The 16,074-nt window shown below is 71.7% G+C and carries 14 protein-coding genes; 8 read left to right on the top strand and 6 right to left on the bottom strand.

Annotation, left to right across the window (positions count from 1 at the left end):
- The 3 genes from FHS29_RS28515 to FHS29_RS28505 form a co-directional block, all read right to left on the bottom strand.
- Window positions 1–2,271: an ATP-binding protein gene (locus FHS29_RS28515; RefSeq protein WP_184695817.1), complete on the bottom strand. Its 2,271-nt coding sequence runs from the start codon at window positions 2,269–2,271 to the stop codon at window positions 1–3.
- The gene (locus tag FHS29_RS28510) at window positions 2,268–3,206 is read right to left on the bottom strand and encodes an ATP-binding protein (protein ID WP_184695815.1); all 939 of its coding nucleotides are present in this window, start codon (window positions 3,204–3,206) and stop codon (window positions 2,268–2,270) included. The genes FHS29_RS28515 and FHS29_RS28510 overlap by 4 nt, the downstream gene beginning before the upstream one ends.
- 485 nt (window positions 3,207–3,691) lie before the next feature.
- Entirely contained in the window at window positions 3,692–5,092 is a 1,401-nt protein-coding gene (locus tag FHS29_RS28505; protein ID WP_312865140.1) for an SDR family NAD(P)-dependent oxidoreductase, read from the bottom strand.
- Between the two features lie 76 nt (window positions 5,093–5,168).
- On the opposite strand from FHS29_RS28505, the gene FHS29_RS37155 reads away from it, so the two are divergent.
- The 4 genes from FHS29_RS37155 (at window position 5,169) to FHS29_RS28480 (ending at window position 9,841) form a co-directional block, all read left to right on the top strand.
- Entirely contained in the window at window positions 5,169–6,674 is a 1,506-nt protein-coding gene (locus FHS29_RS37155) for a hypothetical protein (protein ID WP_246440927.1), read from the top strand.
- Window positions 6,671–7,081: a hypothetical protein gene (locus FHS29_RS28490; RefSeq protein ID WP_184695813.1), complete on the top strand. Its 411-nt coding sequence runs from the start codon at window positions 6,671–6,673 to the stop codon at window positions 7,079–7,081. The genes FHS29_RS37155 and FHS29_RS28490 overlap by 4 nt, the downstream gene beginning before the upstream one ends.
- A gap of 255 nt (window positions 7,082–7,336) precedes the next feature.
- Complete coding sequence (locus FHS29_RS28485; RefSeq protein WP_281391748.1) at window positions 7,337–9,301, top strand: tetratricopeptide repeat protein; 1,965 nt, start codon at window positions 7,337–7,339, stop codon at window positions 9,299–9,301.
- Window positions 9,302–9,481: 180 nt separating this feature from the next.
- Window positions 9,482–9,841, top strand: a complete 360-nt coding sequence (locus FHS29_RS28480; protein ID WP_184695810.1) for a cupin domain-containing protein — start codon at window positions 9,482–9,484, stop codon at window positions 9,839–9,841.
- A 201-nt stretch (window positions 9,842–10,042) separates the two neighbouring features.
- Here FHS29_RS28480 and FHS29_RS28475 read toward each other — a convergent pair whose 3' ends face one another.
- On the bottom strand, window positions 10,043–10,990 hold the full coding sequence (locus FHS29_RS28475) for a LysR family transcriptional regulator (protein WP_184695808.1): 948 nt from the start codon (window positions 10,988–10,990) through the stop codon (window positions 10,043–10,045).
- A gap of 212 nt (window positions 10,991–11,202) precedes the next feature.
- Between FHS29_RS28475 and FHS29_RS28470 the strand changes: the two genes are divergently transcribed.
- The 4 genes from FHS29_RS28470 to idi are packed head-to-tail and all read left to right on the top strand — an operon-like array spanning window position 11,203 to window position 15,062.
- The gene (locus FHS29_RS28470; RefSeq protein WP_184695807.1) at window positions 11,203–11,994 is read left to right on the top strand and encodes a 2-amino-3,7-dideoxy-D-threo-hept-6-ulosonate synthase; all 792 of its coding nucleotides are present in this window, start codon (window positions 11,203–11,205) and stop codon (window positions 11,992–11,994) included.
- Between the two features lie 31 nt (window positions 11,995–12,025).
- Window positions 12,026–13,099 (top strand): 3-dehydroquinate synthase II family protein, encoded by a 1,074-nt coding sequence (locus tag FHS29_RS28465; protein WP_184695805.1) that lies wholly within the window; start codon window positions 12,026–12,028, stop codon window positions 13,097–13,099.
- 3 nt (window positions 13,100–13,102) lie between these two features.
- The gene (locus FHS29_RS28460; RefSeq protein ID WP_184695803.1) at window positions 13,103–14,455 is read left to right on the top strand and encodes a class I adenylate-forming enzyme family protein; all 1,353 of its coding nucleotides are present in this window, start codon (window positions 13,103–13,105) and stop codon (window positions 14,453–14,455) included.
- A 28-nt stretch (window positions 14,456–14,483) separates the two neighbouring features.
- On the top strand, window positions 14,484–15,062 hold the full coding sequence (gene idi / locus FHS29_RS28455; protein WP_184695801.1) for an isopentenyl-diphosphate Delta-isomerase: 579 nt from the start codon (window positions 14,484–14,486) through the stop codon (window positions 15,060–15,062).
- Between the two features lie 25 nt (window positions 15,063–15,087).
- Here idi and FHS29_RS28450 read toward each other — a convergent pair whose 3' ends face one another.
- Window positions 15,088–15,495, bottom strand: a complete 408-nt coding sequence (locus FHS29_RS28450) for a type III secretion system chaperone family protein (protein ID WP_184695799.1) — start codon at window positions 15,493–15,495, stop codon at window positions 15,088–15,090.
- Window positions 15,496–15,499: 4 nt separating this feature from the next.
- A complete protein-coding gene (locus FHS29_RS28445; RefSeq protein ID WP_184695797.1) occupies window positions 15,500–16,042 on the bottom strand; it encodes a TetR/AcrR family transcriptional regulator in 543 nt (180 codons plus the stop codon).
- Between the last annotated feature and the right edge of the window lie 32 nt (window positions 16,043–16,074).

Raw genomic sequence — 16,074 nt, 5'->3', positions numbered from 1 at the left:
TCAGTTGGTGTGCGAAGCCTTCAGCACCGCTCGCCGGACCCGCGGGCTCAGGTTGCGCAGTGCCTCGTGCACCCGGTTCCGCCGAGCGACCTGGTTGACGTCGGCCACCAGCCCCCCGCCGCTCCGCGCGCTCCACGGCGGCAACCCGAACAGCGGGTCGAGGTCGAACAACGGCAGGAACTCCACGATGTCGTCGTAGATCCCGCACAGCCGCTCCAGCCGGTCCTCGGCCTCCGCCGAGTCGTCCCCCGCCCGGTACCACTCGGCGACCGCTCCCCGGAAGGCCAGCACGGTCTTCTGGATGAAGATCGCCTTGCCCGCGGCGTCGGTGAACTCCTGGGTGCGCAACCGCCGGTGCACGGCCTCCTGCGTCTGCGCGGGAGCGAAGTCGAACGCCTCGTCCAGCATCATGTCGACCTGGGTCAGGCCCTCCAGCGCGTCCACCGCGTCCCGGAACAGCCGCTCCACCTCGCCCGGCAACCGGCTGTCCGCCGCCGCACGGGCCGGGGCCGAGCCGATGAGCAGCGCCAACTGCCGGCCGATCATCCCGAACTGGCGGTCCGACGACGTGCGCACGCCGTCCACGTGCTCGGTCAGCTGCTCGATGAACCCGTAGATGCTCGACTGCTGCCGCGACAGCTGCCCCATCCGCTGCTGCAACGCCGACATCGGATCCCGCTCCACGGGCCGGCCGGTCGCCCCGACCAGGGCCTTGAAGTCGTCCGCGAACGTCCGCTCCGAGTACACCAGCGGCTCGCGCCCCAGCGGCTCCCGCAACTGGATCGCGACACCGTCCGTCAGCACCCCGTTGACCAGCAGGACGATCTCGGCGTCCGACTCGGCCTCGCGCACCGCCGACACCCGCCGCATCACCGTCGTCACGTCGGCGTTGTCCAGCAGCGACCCGGTCAGCAGCACGGCACACCCGCCGTCCCGGTCCGGGAAGGTCACCCAGTAGTCCGCCAGCGACTCCTCGCCCGGTCCCAGCAGGTGGTTGTGCCAGTACTCCCAGCCGTTGGCGTCCAACAACCGGCGCACCGCGCCGTCCAGGTCGTCCGCGCTCAACGACCCGAACAGGTCGCGGGCCGCCTGCCGCACCATCTCGTCGGTCGCCGTCACGTCCTGGTCGCCGGTCTCCCGCACCCGGTCGTCGACCAGCCGGAACACCCGGTGGCACAGGCGGACCACGTTGCGGGTGTTGCCGCCGGCCACGTCGCGCAGGTACCGGACGGTCTCCGGGGTGAACGGCGCGAGCGTCTTCGTGCCGGTGACGGCCTGCTGGGCGCGCAGTATGAACTCGCGCACCTGCGCGTGGCTCAACCCGGACATCCCGACCGTGTACGGGATGCGCTGCCGCACGGCCGGCGACAGCACGGCCTTGAACTCCGGCAGCCCGCACAGCACCAGGCACGCGCCGGCCTTCGCGAACACCTGCAACATCGTCTGGAACGCGGCCATGGTCCGGGCCTGCGGCTGGTTGTCCGCGGAGAAGATCTTGTCCAGCTCGTCCACGGCCAGCACGAACCGCCGCTGCCTGCCGCCGAACAGCAGGGCGAACACGCCCATCGCCTCCAGCGCCGCCACCTCGGTGTCGATCGGCGTGGTGATGCCGCGTTCCACCAGCACCTGGTCCGGTGCGCCGCCCAGCAGCCACGACCACACCGCGTGCTCGAAACCCGGTCGCAGCAGGAGGGTCAGCGCGGTGCCGAAGTCCTTGTTGTTGGTGACCTCGCGCAGGGTGTCCTGGACCTTGCGCAGCAGCGCGCTCTCCATCAGGCCGAGCCGCTCCACGACCTCCTGCGGCTCCAACTGCCTGCTGCCCAGCCACTCCAGCGTGTCGGCGGTCAGCCCGGTGCTCTGCAGCGAGTCGGCGACGATGTCCGCGTAGTAGTCGCTGACCTGCGCCCGCACGCCCTCCCGGCCCAGCCGCCGCATGAACCGCCGGTAGAGCTCGACGAAGCTCTCCGCGGTCGCCTCCAGGTACAGCGCGCGCGTCGGGTCGTCCAGCACGCGCCGGGCGTGCCGCACCAGCCGCACCGCGAGGTGCGTCTTGCCCGTCCCGTAGTCGCCCAGGATCGCCAGCACGGTGCCCGTGCCCGGCTCGGCCTCCAGGTAGGTGTCCAGGTGCGCGACGGCCTGCCGGCCGGCGTCGGTGGCGATGGTGACGTCCGCCGAGTCGAAGTCGTCCTGGAAGTCCTCGATGATCAGGGCGACCGCCATCGGCGAGAAGGGGTTCTTCCGCGGGGGCGGGAGTTCGTCGCTGCCGCTCATGGGTGCATCCCCAGTCCGTTCAGGTACGCCCGGATGTCGTCCACGGTCACCAGGTCGGCTTCGGTGTAGCTTAGGCCGGCTTCGAGCTTTCGCTCGTACGTCCCGTGCAGTATTCGTTGCAGCATGGCGACCGATTGACAGATTTTGCTCAGCAATTCGACCGCCTCATCACTCAGTTGTGGATAAATTCCCACTTCGGTGTGACGGACGAGCCGGTCGTCCGCGAACCGTTCCGGATCTCCGTCGTCCAGTTTTCCGACCAGCAACGTGATCGGCGGTACCCACGACTCCAGTCGCCGGACCACTTCGGCGATGTCGTCCGGGTCGAAGAACGCCGACTCGGCGAAGAACAGCACGCGCGGGCTGCGCAGCTGGCGCGCGTACCGGACCACCTCGTCCAGCAGTTCGTTCGGCGAGGGGAGCAGCACCACCAGCACCACGTCGTCGTTGAGCGCCCGGCTGAGCCGGGGGAAGATGCGCTGCGGGTTGTCGCGGTCGCCGCGCAAAGCCTCCTCCGCGTCCTGCCGCATCGCCCGCGCGTCGACCAGCTGGTCGAACAGCTGGTCGCACACGTGCACGGTGCGCTCGTGGATGGACAGCTCCTCGTCCTCGGGCAGGCACCCCGTCAGGTCCACCACGACGCCGCGCATCCCGCGCCTGCGCAGCTCCAGCACCGTCCAGTCGGCGCACCGGTTGACCAGGGCGGTCTTGCCGCACCCCGAGTCGCCGGTGACCAGCACCAGCCGGCCGTCCTCCAGCAGGCCGGTCAGGTCGCCGATCTCCTGCTGGAACTCCTGGAACGCGCTCGCCGCGCCGTCCACGTCCACGTAGTAGTCGCGGTGCCCCTTGCGCTCCCACGGCCGCAGCGGGCGCATCGGCGTGCGCTCCCAGCCGGGCAGCGGGAACGGGTTGATGGGCCGGCGCGACGTGGTCATGTCGCCCTCGGCCCGGACCGGCGGGTCGGCGGGCGGGGGGCGGGAGTGGCCGCGTCGTCGCGCGGGGTGTGCCGGAGGCCGCTGCCCCCCGTGCGCGGAGCGTGACCTGCGCGGCCTGGGATCACCCGTTCGTGCCGGATGACGTGGGCGAACGCGCTCGACCGCCCGGTGTCGAGCAGAGCGGTGCGGAACGCCGGCGCGCCGGTGAACGGGTCGTGTTGAGGGGTGCCCACCGCCGCGAGCCGCACGGTAGCCGTCCGGTCACGGACGGCTGAGCGGAAAGCCGGGGGAGTCGACGCCGCACGGGATAACGAGGTCACGCACGGCAGGATGACGGCGCGACCCGCCCGCCCGCGACCCATGCCCACCCCCACGCCCGGCGAATCCCGTCAGCCTACCGACGGAGAGTCGCACGCGGGGCCGAATTCGTCGCCGGCCGTACCCGGATGGCCCAGACCCGTTGCTACTTTCCACAGTGGACGGAATCACCACGGCGCGGGCGCGTAGTCCTTCAGGAAGCAGCCGCGGATGTCCTCGCCGAGCTCGCCGCGCACGATCGGGTCGTACACCCGCGCCGCGCCGTCGACCAGGTCCAGGGGCGCGTGGAAGCCCTCGGCGGCGAGCCGCATCTTGGTGGGGTGCGGGCGTTCGTCGGTGATCCAGCCGGTGTCGACGGCGGTCATCAGGATGCCGTCGGTGGTGAGCATCTCCTCGGCGCTGGTGCGGGTCAGCATGTTCAGCGCGGCCTTGGCCATGTTCGTGTGCGGGTGGCCGGGGCCCTTGTAGGCGCGGCTGAACTGGCCTTCCATCGCGGAGACGTTCACCACGTACTTGCGGCGGGCGGGCGAGGCGGCCATCGCCGGGCGCAGCCGGGAGATCAGGATGAACGGCGCGGTGCTGTTGCACAGCTGCACTTCCAGCAGCTCCAGCGGGTCCACCTCGTCGACCCGCTGCACCCAGCTGTTGACCGGGTGCTCGTCGGGCACCAGGCCGCCCGCGTCGATGTCGGTGGACCCGGCGGTGAGCGCCAGCGCGGTGACGTCGGGCAGGGTGTCCCGGACCGCCTCGGCCAGACCGCTGGTCAGCGCGATCGGGTGGGCGGACACGGTGTGCCCGAAGGTGACCAGCTCCGGCAGCGGACCGGACGGCAGCGGGGTGCTCTCGGCGGCGACCAGCGGCGCGTAGGAGCCGGCCGACCGGCGCACGGTCTGCGCGGCGTTGTTGATCAGGATGTCCAGCGGTCCGGCGGCGGCCACCGAGTCGGCCAGCTGCACGACCTGGCCCGGGTCGCGCAGGTCGATGCCGACCACCCGCAGCCGGTGCAGCCAGTCGGCGCTGTCCGGCATCGAGGCGAACCGGCGCACGGCGTCGCGCGGGAACCGGGTGGTGATGGTGGTGTGCGCGCCGTCGCGGAGCAGCCGCAGCGCGATGTACATGCCGATCTTCGCCCGGCCGCCGGTGAGCAGCGCCCGCTTGCCGGTCAGGTCGGTCGTCGCGTCCCGCCTGCTGCGGTTCAGCGCGGCGCACGGCGGGCAGAGCTGGTGGTAGAACGCGTCCACCTCGGTGTACCGGCGCTTGCACGTGTAGCAGGACCGCGCGCGCAGCAGCGTGCCCACGACGGTGCCCGGTGCGGGCTCCTCGAGCAGGATGCCCTTGGTCTCGTCGTCGATCCGGGTCGGCGAACCGGTCGCGGTCGACTCGGTGACCGCGCGGTCGGCGGTCGTGACGGCCTCCCGGCGGGCGGCCTTGCGGCGCTTGCGCACGCTCTTGTAGATGCTGGACGTGGCCCGGCGGATGGCGACCACGTCGGGGTGCTCGGTGGGGAGTTCGTCCACCTGGGCGAGCACCCGCAGGGCGATTTCCATCTCGGCAGGGTCGATTTGCACGGTGAAAAGCCTACCCGGCGAAAAACCGCCACCTGGACGGGTGATATTCGCGTGAGCCGGCGCTAGGGTCGCCCGCATGTCAACCGCGGGACCGCGGGTGCGCCGGCTGGCCCACCCCGACGCCGACATCAGGCCGCGAGCCCTGGGCCTGCCCCGGTCGCGCCCCGTCCTCGCCCTGCTCGGCACCACCGGCGCGCTGGAGACCGGTCTCGCCGCGTCCGTGCTGCCGGTGCTGCGGGCGGTGCTGTCCGCAGCCGCGCAGCGGGACGCCGTCGTGGTGACGGCGGGCGCGGACACCGGGATCACCCACCTGGTCGGCCTGGCCACCGAGGCCCTGGACGGCCGTCGGCCCCGGCTGGTCGGTGTCGCGCCGTCGGGCAGGGTCGCGGCGGACGAGGGCGAGCCCGCCGAGGGCGAGGTGCGGCTGAACGCCAACCACGACACGGCGGTGCTGGTGCCCGGCTCGCACTGGGGCGAGGAGGTGCCCGCGCTGTTCCGGACGGTCGACGCGATCGCGGGGGCCCGGCGCCCCGCGCTCGCGCTGCTGATCGGCGGCGGGGACGTGGCGCGGGCCGCGTTGGTCGACCACCTGAGCCGGGACCGGCCGTTGCTGGTGCTGGCGGGGACGGGCGGGCTGGCGGACGAGGTCGCGGGTGGGAGTCCCGGTGCGGCTGAGCGCACGAGCGCGGGCACGGGTCCGGGTACGAGTGCGGGCGTGGGTTCGGGTGCGGCTGCGCGTACGAGTGCGGGGTCGGGTGCGCGTGCAGGCGCGCGTTCGGGCGACGCTGTGGGTGGTGCTGCCGGGGCGGATGGCGCTGTGAGTGTGGGTGCTCATGCGGCTGTGGGTGCCGATTCGACTGTGAGTGTCGCTCCGGCTCCGGCTTCGAGTGCGGGTGCGGGTGCGCACGCGGCTTCGGACGCAGGTGCTGCTTCGGACGCAGGTGCTGCTTCGGCGGACGACCTCGCCGTGCTGGTGCGCAGCGGGCAGGTGGCGGTGGTGCACCTGGACGAAGGGCCGGACCGGGTGGTCGCGGTGCTGCACCGGGTGTTGGGCGCGAAACCCGGTTCCGAGCTGCACGCCGCAGTGCCGCCCCTGGCGGTGTGGCCGAAACTGCGGTTCCGCGCGCCGGAGCCGCACCCGGTGATCGACCCCGGCTACGTGCTGGACTACCCGTTGCTGGCCGACGCCATCCACGAGGCCAACCAGGTCGTCGCGCCCGTGCTGCACGAGCAGGAGGTGGCGGCGCTGCGGGAACGCGAGCGCGCCCGGCTGCTGGTGGTGCTGGCGATCGCGGCCGGGTTCGCCACCACGTCGTTCGCCGCGTTGCAGGTCTGGCTGCGGGACGTGCCGTGGCCGGGTGTGCTGCTGGCCGTCGCCGGAGCGGGGGCCGCGGTGCTGGCGGTGCTGTCCCGCAACGGCGAGAACCCCGAGGCGCGGATCCGCGCCGAACACCTGCGTGCCCTGTACTTCGACCACCTGGCCGCGCCGCCGGCCGCCGACAGCGCCGAGCGCGAGGAGCGCCTGCGCGAGTTGGCGACCGAGGTGGCCCGGCACCGCCACGAACCGGTGAAGCAGCCATGAGCCTGGTCGACGACCACCGCGAGCAGTTCCTCCGCGCCTACCTGAGGCACCGGGTCGGTGAGCGGCTGGCCGGGTTCGAGCACGCCCAGGCCCGGTACTCGTCGGCCCGGCGGTGGACCACGGTCGGGACCGTGCTGCTGTACACCGGCGCGGGGGCGCTGGGTGCGGTGGCGGTGGCGGATCCCGGTCGGCGTGCGCTGTGGGGGTTCCTGGCGACCGTGGCGGCGGCGCTGGCCACCGCGATCGCGGTGTACGAGGCGGCGTTCTCGTTCCGCGCGCTGGCCCACCGGTCGGCGAACGGCGTGGCGCTGCTGCACCTGCTCCAGGCGCACGGCGCGCCGGCGGGCGAAGACGGCGTCAACGCTTTCCGGACCGAAGTGGAAAGCGTGCTGCGGCATTCGGAGTAGCTATTGCCCCGGCTTATGGATGCGGAATGAGGACTCTGCTCTTCCGGGCTTTTCGGGGCTAAAGTCGGCCGCTCCGCGCCGTTTTCCGTGGAGGTTCCGTGCCACCGAGGATGAAGAAGATCAGGATCCGCCTGTCCGGACCCGTCCCGCCGGCCGAGGTCGGCTGCGTCTTCCCGCCACCGGCGGGCTGAGATGGCCGACCACCTGTGGGTCCGGGGCCGTTGCGCCGCTGATCGGAGGCGTGCCCGCGCCGGGATGGAACTGCCGCCGTTGTTGGCGGCCGTGGACGCGCACCGGCGTTTGCGCGGTCCGTACACCGCCGGCGGATCGTTGTTGCGCGCTGTCGCGGAGGATGCGTTCACGCGCTGCCCGGAGCTTGCCGCACGGCACAACACCGAGATCGCCACGGTCGCGCCCGAACTGGCGGTGAACGTGCCCACGGCGTGGGGCACGTTGGAGTGGACGGTCGGGGACGCGCAGCGGATGCGCTACTACTCGCGGCTGCACACCCGTGACATCGCCAACGGCATCGCGGACTTCCTGCGGGTCTACCTGGCCTCGTTCGGGGATGTGCCGCGGACCCTGGTCGTGGACAACGTGCACCACGCGGACCCGACGGACCGGGAGTTGCTGGCGGTCCTGTTGCGGCGTCCGGACCTTCCCCGGCTGACGTTGGTGTTGGGCACCGACTTCTCGCCGCTGGTGGATCCGCCGGGGGAGGTGGCGGTGTCGCTGACGGAGGTGTTGCCGACGTTCGCCCGGCTGGTGGACGTGGCGGCGGGTCCGGCCGATGGCGGGGACTTCGTCGGCAGTGACGGTACTACCGACGATCCGGGAGCGCCGGCGGCGTACGAGGCGTTGTCGGTCGAGGAGCGTGCGCGGCGGCACGATGCGCGGTGTGCGGAGTTGTACGCGTTGGGGGAGCAGTCTTTGGCGCTCGGCGCGATCCCGTTCCACGCGGCGCGGGGCAGCAGGCCGGGTGTGTCCGGGGTGCAGGCGGTGAAGCACGCGCTGGGGCACTGCCGGAAGGTCGGGCTGTACCACGCCGCGGCCGAGTTGGGATTGCGCGGTCGGTCGCTGGTGGCGCCGGGATCGCCGGAGTGGTGGCATTTCACCGAAGCCGCCGGATCGTCGCTGAGCGCGGCGGGACGGGTGGAGGAGGCGGGCGCGGTCTACGACTCCGCTCGTGCGTTGGCGTCGAACCCGTTGCAGGACCTGCGTTTGGCCTACGGCACGGCGATGCTGCACGTGCGGGGGCCGCGGTTCGACCTGGCGCGGGAGTGGATGAAGAGGGCGGTCGGCCTGGCGGGTGCGGACGGGGGCGGCTTCCAGGCGGCTTTCGTGCGCAACGGGATGGCGTTGGTGGAGCTGGGCGACGGGCAGGTGGAGGAGGCGCTGCGGCTGCTCGACGAAGGGCGGCGGGCGTTGGATCCCGGTGAGCACCCGTTGCTGCGGTCGGTGTTGCGGGTCAACCGGGGGTTGGCGTTGGCGGCAGCCGGGTTGTTGGAGGAGGCGTTGGCGGAGCACAGCGCGAACACCTCGGTCGATCCGGGGTTCTGGGAGCACGAGTTCCACCGCGGCGTGGTGCTGCGGAGGTTGGGGCGGGTGGAGGAGGCGGTGGCGGCGTTCGAGCGGGTGATCCTGCTGTCGCCGCCGTTCCCCGAGGTGCACTACAACCTCGGCGACGCCTGGGTGGAGCTCGGTGACGTGCGGCGGGCGCTGGCGGAGTTCGACCGGGTGGTGCGACTCGACCCGGGTTTCCTCGCGGCGTACGTGAACCGGGCCGGGCTGCGGTGCGAGGTGGGGGACTCGCACGGGGCTTGGGACGACGTGCGGGCCGGGTTGGCGATCGACCCGGAGAACGTGCACCTGCTGTGCGTGCAGGGGCGGTTGTCGGCGGAGGGCGGGGACTCGGGCCGGGCCGTCGATGCGGTGTCGGCGGCGTTGCGGATCGATCCGGGGTTCGCGGCCGGGTGGGCGTTGCGGGGGCAGCTGCGGTTCGAGGCCGGGCAGGTGGAGGGTGCGTTGGCGGACCTCGACCGGGCGGTGGCGTTGGAGGACCGGGCCGAGGTGCGGGCCGAGGTGCGGTTCAACCGGGGGGTGGTGTTGGAGGAGGTCGGTCGGTTCGGGGAGGCGGCGGTGGAATACCGGAGGGTGTTGGCGGTGGTCGAGGACGCGGATGCGCGGGAGCGGCTGGGGGTCTGCCTGCGGAAGGCCTGATCGGCGTTCCGTCGAGCGGGATAGGCTTTTCCGATGGGCTGTTCGGGTACGAACTGTTGCCGCCGGGTCGGCGCGTCGCGATAGTCTGCGCGGCGATTTCCGGGATGTCGCGGGGAAGTGAGAGGAAGAGGGAAAGAGCGCATGGGATCGTCGGCAGTGCCCGCGCGGACCGCGTAGGCCATGGAGATCCGCAGGCTCGACCCGGACGAGCCGGTCCGCGACCAGGGCTTGGTGGCGCGGCGGCTGATGCCGTGGCCGTTGGTGAACGCCCCGTTCGACGGGTCTTGGTGCGTGGTGCGGCCGGGTGCGGAGTCGGGTACCCATGGGCACCGGGAGCACGAGGTATGGGTGGCTGTGGCGGGTGTGGCGGAGATCGTCACGGCGGACGGCGTGGTGCCGTTCGCGGCCGGGGATGTCGTGCACTTCCGGCCGTACGAGGAGCATCAGGTGGTGAACCGGTCGGAGGAGGACTTCCAGTTCTTCGCCGCCTGGTGGGATCTGGAGATGGCGGAGCGGTTCGCGGCTCGGGATGAGGAGTGAAGCGCTGCGGGGTGGGGTGTGGGCGGCGTCCACAAGCGTAAAAGCGTCCTCGCCGGACGGGCAGGCCGCCAAGGATCCTGGAAGGGCCTTCAAGCTCTGCGAGCTTGAAGGCCCTTGAGCTGGGTGGGCAGGGGTTGGGGTGTGCGCGTGGCGCGGCCGGGCCTTGGCGTGTGCTGTGCTCGGCGGGGTCGGCCGAGGTGGTCAGCTGGCGGCTGCGGTGAGTCCTGTGTTGGACAGTTTGCGGGTTTGGGCCCAGACGCGTTCCTGGTAGGCCCTCAGCAGTGCCGCGTGGATGTCCTCAATGTACTCGGCGGCGGCGCATTGTCGTTGCCACACCAGGTTCACCCGGCGTTGGACGGGGCTGCCGACGATCGGTTTCAGGACTACGCCGGGTAGTTCCTGGCCGGTGGGGAAGAAGCAGGCCACGGTGTGCGCGGAGCGCACCAGTTCGGCGGCCGAGGTCGGGTCCACGCCGAAGTGCACGCAGCGGGGGGTGAAGCCGGCGGCTTCGCAGGCGAGGTGGAGGTTGAGCCTCCCGCCGCCGTAGTTCTCCTCCGGCACCGCCCATTCCTCGTCGGCCAGTTCGGACAGCCGGATCTCGGTGCGGGCGGAGAGCCGGTGTCCTGTCGAGATGCCGACCAGCATGGGTTCGGTGACCACCGGACGGCAGTCCACGTCTTCGGGAATCCGCAGAGGACTCTGCGGGAACTCCACCACCAGCGCCACGTCGAGCTTCCCGGAACGCACCAGTTCCAGCACCGCGTCGCAGCTGCGCTCGATGTGCGTGGTCTGCGGCTGGCTCGGCAGCAGGTCGCGCACCACCCCCACCAGCAGCGGGGTCAGCGAGCCTGCCACGCCGCCTAATCGCAGGCCGAGGCTGCCGCTCTCGGCGGCGATCCTGCGCGCCGTCGCCAGCAGGTCGTCGAACCGTTCCACCAGGTCACGTGATCGCTGCACGACGTGGCGGCCGAGTTCGGTCAGCTCCACCCCGTCGGTGCGCCGCAGGAACAGCGGACCGCCGAAGCCGCGTTCGATGCGGCGCAGCTGCGCGGTCAGACCGGCCTGTGCGATCTTCAACGAGGAAGCGGCCCGGCTGATGCTGCCCGCTTCCGCCACGGTCAGCACAACGTGGAGGTGCCTGAGCTCCATGTGCACTTCCGCAGCCTAGGGCAAACCCGCGCGCCGAACACCGACCGAGCGTGTGTGTGGGGTTGACTCTGCGTCGAGGATCCGGTGCCCTCCGATGCTCCAACAGGTGCATAACTGAGGAGTTATCGCCAGGTGCCACCTCCCCGCAAGAGTCGGGTTACACCACGCTGCTCCATGGCCGCCGCCACGACGCCCCAGGAGGTGTGAGCGACATGAGGAAAGCGTTGCGGTTGCGACGGCTTTCCCGCCCGCGTGACGACAGGTACCTCTTCGTCCCGCTGGACCACAGCGTTTCGGATGGTCCAGTGGTGTCGCGCGACCGGTGGCACGACCTGATCCGGTCGGTCGTCGTCGGCGGGGCCGATGCCCTGATCGTCCACAAAGGACGGGTACGCACGATAGACCCGCTGCTGCTGGGCGGTTGCGCGCTCGTCGTCCACCTGAGCGCGGGCACCGCGCACGCGGCCGACACCAACGCCAAGGTGCTCGTCGGCGAGGTGGAGGAGGCGCTGCGGCTGGGGGCGGACGCGGTCAGCGTCCACGTCAACATCGGCTCCGACACCGAGGAGCGCCAGCTCGCCGATTTCGGTGTGATCGCCAACGCGTGCGACGCGTGGAACGTCCCCCTGATCGCCATGGTCTACCCGCGCGGACCGCGCATCGCGGACCCCAAGGACCCGGTCCTGCTCGCCCACGTGGTCAACATCGCCGTCGACCTGGGCGCGGACATCGTCAAGACCAACCTCGCGCTGCCCGTGCCGCGGATGGCCGAGGTCATCGCGAGCTGCCCGATCCCGGTGCTGGTCGCGGGCGGCCCGGCCACCGGCGGCAGCGTCGTCGACCACGCCCGCGACGCCATGGCGACGGGCTGCGCCGGCCTCGCGGTCGGCCGTCGCGTGTTCACCTCGCCATCGCCGAAGTCGCTGGTGGCCGAGCTCGCGTCGGTGATCCACGTGGACCACCACGCCGACCTCGTGCACGCCGTGGCCGGCGTCGTGTCGTGACCCCTCTCGTCCCCCTTCATTGGAGTCTGGCGTGAAGTTCGCCTGGATCGACCTCCGAACCGTCCCCGAGGCGCACCGCGAGTCCGTGGTCGACGCCGCCGTGCACGCCCGCCTGGCCGGGATCGTGTCCGACGACCCCGCCCTGCTGGACACGCTGCCGCCGACGGTCACCCGCGTGCTGGTCACCGACCAGCCCGCGGAGAGCCCGCACCTGGTCGTCGCCGTCGTGGACGACCAGGACCGGCTGGACCGGCTCGCCGCCACCGCCGCGTTCGTCCAGGTGCGCGACGACCGCACGCTGAAGCTGGCCTGCGCGGCGGCGGTGAAGCTGGAGCACACCATCGTCGCGTTCACCGACCCGACGAAGATCCCGCTGGAGATCGTCATCGCCGCCGCCGACGGGGCGGCGGGCGAGCTGGTCACCGTGGTCGCGGACCTGGAGGAGGCCGCGATCGTGCTGGACGTGCTGGAACACGGCTCGGACGGCGTCCTGCTCGCGCCCCGTGACGCGGCCGACGTGTTCAACCTGGCCCGGCTGCTGGAAACCAGGACCGCGCCGCTGACCCTGACCACGCTGGTCGTGGACGGCATCACGCACAACGGGCTCGGCGACCGGGTGTGCGTGGACACGTGCTCGCACTTCCGGGAGGACGAGGGCATCCTCGTCGGGTCGTACTCGTCGGGGTTCATCCTGTGCTGCAGCGAGACCCACCCGCTGCCGTACATGCCGACCAGGCCGTTCCGGGTGAACGCGGGCGCGTTGCACTCGTACGTGCTGGGGCCGGACAACCGCACCAACTACCTGTCCGAGCTGCGTTCCGGCGGCACCGTGCTGGCCGTCGACTCCGAGGGTCGCACCCGCACGCTCACCGTGGGCCGGGCCAAGCTGGAGTCCCGCCCGATCCTCACCATCACCGCGCACTCGCCGGAAGGCGTGGAGGTCAGCCTCACCGTGCAGGACGACTGGCACGTGCGGGTGCTCGGCCCCGGCGGGAAGGTCCGCAACGTCACCGAGCTGCAACGGGGTGACGAGCTGCTCGGGTACGTCGCCACCGAGCAGCGGCACGTCGGCATCCCCATCGGCGAGTTCTGCAAGGAGACCTGACCGATGCGCGAGTTCGTCACCGACCTGTTGCGCCGCCACGGCGACGACGTGCCGGTGTTCAGCCACGACCACACCGTGACGCACGGCAGGCTGCGCGCGTCGGTGGCCGCCGAGGCGGGCCTGTTCGCCGCTTCCGGTGTGAGCGACGGCACCACGGTCGCCGTGCAGCTGCCGCCGAGCTTCACCCAGCTGGAGGTGGTGCTGGCGCTGTGGACGCTGGGTGCGCGGGTGATCTCGCTGGACCACCGGTTCACGCCCGCCGAACGAGCGGTCGAGCACGCCCTGGCCCGCCCGCAGTTCGTGGTGCGCGCCGGCGGCCGGATCGGCCCGGTGTTCCGGGAGCGCCACGAGCTGGTCACCGAGCACCGGCCGGACGGCCTGCCCGCGCTGACCCGGCACCGCTTGGTGCAGTTCAGCTCGGGTTCCACCGGCACGCCGAAGATGATCGGCCGCAGCACGGAGTCGGTCATCCGCGAGGTGGTGCGCTTCGGCGCGGCCGAGGGCATGGTCCGGCACGGCGAGCGGATGATGCTGCTCAACAACACCTCGCGCAGTTTCGGCCTGATGGGCGGGCTGCTGCACGCGCTCGCCGAGGGCGTGCACCTGGTGTTCCCGAAGGGCGACACGGCTCAGGACATCCTGCGCACGGCCGTGACCCACGAGGTCGACTTCATCACCGGCCTGCCGTACCACTTCGTCCGGCTGGTGAACGTGGCGGACCGTTCGGCCCTGCGCACGGTCCGCGCGGCGTTCGCCGGGGCCGAGCCGATGTCGCCGGAGGTGGCCGACGGGTTCGCCCGTGCCTACGGGTTCCGGGTGGGGGAGTGCTTCGGGACGACGGAGACGGGGGCGCTGACCCTGGACGTGGGCGGTGCTTCGCGTCCGGCGGTGGGCCGGCCGCTGAGCGACACCACGCTGCGCGTGCGGGACGGGATGGTGGAGGTGGCGCTGGACGAGTCGCCCTACCTGTGCGACGACGGCGTCACGCGGTACGCGGACGGTTGGCTCCGCACCGGCGACCGCGGCGAGTTCGACGCGCGCGGGAACCTGCGGCTGCTCGGGCGCGGCGACTCGCTGGTGGTCGTGCGGGGCAACAAGGTCGACCTGACCGAGGTGGAGGCGGCGCTGCGGTCGCATCCACTGGTCACCGAGGCCATCGCGGTGCACGACGGGGTCATCGAGGCCTACGTCGGCACGGAGAGCGACTCGCTGTCGACCGAGGACATGGTGCGTTGGTGCCGGCAGCGGTTGACCGGGTACAAGCTCCCGCAGCGCGTCCACGTGCTGCCGGCGCTGCCCCGGACGTCCAGCGGCAAACTCGTCCGCAACCCGCGGACCCTCGCCGCCGCGCGCTGACCGCAGGCGGTGTGGCAGGGTGATCCGCGTGGAACAAGTCGTGCTGCTGGACGAGTCGGGGACCGGGATCGGCGTAGCCGACAAGGCAGACGTGCACCACGCGGACACCCCGCTGCACCTGGCGTTCTCCAGCTACCTGTTCTCCCGGGACGGGCGGCTGCTGCTGACCAGGCGGGCGCTGCACAAGAAGACCTGGCCGGGCGTGTGGACGAACTCCTGCTGCGGCCACCCCGCGCCGGGCGAGGACGCGGCCTCGGCGGTGACCCGCCGGCTGGCGGACGAGCTGGGGTTGACCGACGTCGGACTGGACCTCGTGCTGCCCGCGTTCCGGTACCGCGCGGTCATGGAGAACGGCGTCGTGGAGAACGAGGTGTGCCCGGTGTTCCGGGGCCTGCTCGACCACGACCCGACCCCGAACCCGGACGAGGTGGACGACTTCGAGTGGGTCGACTGGTCCGACTTCGTGCCGGCGGTGCTGGCCGGGGTGCGCCCGATCTCGCCCTGGTGCGCGTTGCAGGTGGAGGAACTGGCCACCCTCGACCCCGACCCGTGGGCCTGGCCCGCCGCGTCGGCGGAGGAACTGCCGCCTGCCGCCAGGCCCGCGTGAAACCGGTCTTCCGGGGCCGCTCCGATCAGTAGTCGTCGCCGCCGAAGAACTGCTCCTCCAGCTGGTCCGCCGTGCCGGCGAGCAGCGCCAGGGGGTCGGTGAACTCGTGGATGTCCAGGTCGACCAACGGCAGCGAGTGGCGCAGCACGACGTGGTCGCCCATGATCGCCGCGCCGCACGCGATGGTCGAGTTGCCGACCTCCTCCAGCAGCGCGCGCAGGTCCACGTTGGCGGCCAGGCCGATCGGCGACGCGATCTGCACCCACTCGTGCAGCTTGTCCAGCATCTCGCGCACCAGGATGATCACCTGCGTGCGCTCGTCGTCCTCGTCGAACTGCTCGAAGTTGAACAGGATGCGGATCTCGTCCTCCTGCTCGGAGATCACGTCGTAGGTGTCGCGGATGTACGCGGCGAGGTCACCCCAAGAAGCCATGCGCTCACCCTAGAGGCGCGACCGTCCCCCACACCGCATCAGCCACCGCATCGCGTGCCCCGGCCAGGTCGAGCACGCCCAGCAGGTACCGGCGCGCGCACTCGTGCGCGGGCCCCATGACGACCGGGTCCAAGGCCCACAACGGGAACTCCCGGACGGAGCCGTCGGCGACGCGCTCGGTGAACCACCGCGCGATCGGGGCGAAGGCAGCCGCTTTCGCGGCCGGATCGGCGGTCAGCGGCGCGTCGTAGAGGAACCTGGCCCGGCCGGGGTTCCCGGCCACCCAGTCGAGGTAGCGGACGGCCAGGTCGCGCACGACCTTCTCGGTGTCCCCCGCCGCCAGCGCGGGCGTCATGGCGGCCACGCAACGCGCGAAGCTGTCGCCGTAGAGCACCTCGAACACGCCCGCCCGGCTGCCGAAGTGGTGGTAGATGCTGCCGTTGGACACCCCGGACCGCGCGGTCAGGTTGCTGATGGTGACCGGTTGCCCGGCCTCCACCAGCGCCAGCGCCGCGTCCAGCACCGCCTGCTGACGATCCGACCGCACGCCCACTAGAGTAGCGCTCTAGAGCACCGCTC

It is taken from the genome of Saccharothrix tamanrassetensis (assembly GCF_014203665.1).
Lineage (GTDB): Bacteria > Actinomycetota > Actinomycetes > Mycobacteriales > Pseudonocardiaceae > Actinosynnema > Actinosynnema tamanrassetense.
Note: the sequence above shows the minus strand (reverse complement) of the source record. Positions and strands in the feature narration are given on the sequence as shown.